Here is a 1975-nt window from a genome sequence, read left to right as displayed (position 1 = left end):
CGCCCGGTTCTCTTCTGCTCCTCGCGGCCTCTTCATTGGCGTCTGTCTCTCTCTGCCTTTCTCTCATCCTTTGTTTCCCGTCCTGAAGGATGGATCTCGGCTTTTTTTATTGCTTCCTTGCTTGCATCTCGTTGCGCATCCCGTGGGACAGGAGGATCTCTTGGAGACAGAAGGAACACGGGCACGCATCATTGCTACTACTGTTGAACTGATGGAGGCTCAGGGCTATCATGCGACAGGCTTGAACCAAATCCTCCATCAGAGCGCTGCGCCGAAAGGCTCGCTCTATCATCACTTTCCCGGGGGAAAAGAAGAGTTGGCGGCAGAAGCGGTTTCAGCTGCCGGGCAAGCTGTTACTCACGAACTCGATGCCTTGATTGGGGAAGGCACTGATTTGGACAGAGCGCTCTCTCTTCTTACCTCTTTCTTTCGCGAACGCCTCCAGACATCCCATTTTCAAAAAGGCTGTCCGCTGGCTACGGTCACACTAGAGATGGCAGCCATCAGTGATCCTGTACAGCATGCCTCTCGCGCTAGCTATCATGCTTGGCTGGCACGCCTCGAACACTTGCTGATCGCCTCCGGCTGCGAACCAGCGCGGGCTCCTACGAGAGCGCTCTTTGCGCTCTCCGCAATTGAAGGGGCACTCTTACTCTGTCAAGCCGAGCGCAGTACACGACCCTTAGAACAGGTGATGGAAGAGCTCCGGCTTCTTTTCGAAGGAGATACCAAAGCGCCATGAATTCAACCGATCATGCTCCACGACAGAACGCTTCTGTCGCCTATGCTGCGCGAAGGCTGGACATGAAGATGATCGCTCATCATGTCTGGCAGTTGAGAAACCGTTTTCCAGACAACCTCTTCAATGTCTATCTGATTGAGGATGTACTCATTGACGCGGCCTCACGCTGGGATGCGTCCAGTCTGCTCACACAATTGGCAAACATCCCCCTTTCACAGGTGGCATTGACCCATTGCCACCCCGATCATCAGGGAGCCGTCAAGCAGATCTGCATCACCAGAGACATCCCACTTGCCTGCCCTGAAGGGGATATCGCGAGCATGGAGGGACGCGCTCCCATGGTCCCCAGAACTGCCGCTATAAAAATAATGCAACTTGGGTTCGCCGGGCCGACGTATCCCGTCCAACGGAGCTTGCATGATGGCGACGAAATAGCTGGATTTCGTGTCATCCATACGCCCGGGCATACTCCTGGCCATGTGATGTACTTTCGCGAGTCCGACCGGGTGGCGATTGTAGGAGACGTGTTGCGCAATAACCATCCTATCACGGGCAAAACCGGCCTGTATGAGCCGCCAGCCGTCTTTACGCTGGATCGTGAAGAGAACCGTCGCTCCATTCGGAAGCTTGTGCAATTACGCCCAGCTATCGTCTGCTTCGGTCATGGGCCAATGCTCTACGATATGGAGCAGCTTGATCGATTTGTCGCCCGGCTCCCGTCCTAAGTGGAATGCCAATAGAGAGAGGAGAATCCCCCATGTTTTTGTGGGGGATTCTTTCACGATCTTGCTCTTTTTACTCTTTGATGAGTGCTCAGCAGTTCTCATCAAGGAAAGTAGGCGATCAACATGTCGGGTATGTGACAGATGCCTCGCATCCCTGCGAGAGAGAGAACACGAGAAGGAAGGAGTGAGCAGATGCAACCGCTCTCCTGGAATCCTCCCATTGAATTGTCAGCAAAAGAAGAACAGATTGTCAAACGGATAAAGAAAGCAAAGCTGTTCATCTTTTTACGGCAATATCGGCATATGTTTTTCGATGAAGCGTTTCAAGGAGAACTGGCCGAGATGTACCAGGCGAGTAGTCGTGGTCAGCCACCTATTGCTCCAGCTGGTTGATCGTATTCAATCGTACGTCCCCCTAGAGCAATGCTTTGTTTTGCTCGAAATGACTGGACATTACCATAAAGCGCTTGTTCAATATTTACTTGATCTGGATATCTCTGTGTATCTG

Annotated in this window: 2 protein-coding genes and 1 pseudogene; all 3 read left to right on the top strand. The window is 52.5% G+C overall.

Annotation, left to right across the window (positions count from 1 at the left end):
- Positions 1–742: TetR/AcrR family transcriptional regulator (locus F1593_RS27845; protein ID WP_149404809.1), on the top strand; the 742-nt coding region annotated here is incomplete at its 5' end.
- On the top strand, positions 739–1467 hold the full coding sequence (locus tag F1593_RS27840; RefSeq protein ID WP_149404808.1) for an MBL fold metallo-hydrolase: 729 nt from the start codon (positions 739–741) through the stop codon (positions 1465–1467). The genes F1593_RS27845 and F1593_RS27840, both read left to right, overlap by 4 nt.
- A 192-nt stretch (positions 1468–1659) precedes the next feature.
- Positions 1660–1854: pseudogene (locus tag F1593_RS27835) on the top strand (IS5/IS1182 family transposase); the annotation flags it as partial.
- Positions 1855–1975: the final 121 nt, after the last annotated feature.

Source organism: Dictyobacter arantiisoli, from assembly GCF_008326305.1.
GTDB classification, from domain to species: Bacteria; Chloroflexota; Ktedonobacteria; order Ktedonobacterales; family Ktedonobacteraceae; genus Dictyobacter; species Dictyobacter arantiisoli.
The sequence above is the reverse complement of the archived record's forward strand: the minus strand, read 5'-3'. Positions and strand labels throughout refer to the sequence as shown.

Bases quoted from the DNA above. Each gene is read 5' to 3' on its own strand.
- F1593_RS27840 (WP_149404808.1), top strand. From the start codon at position 739: ATGAATTCAACCGATCATGCTCCACGACAGAACGCTTCTGTCGCCTAT.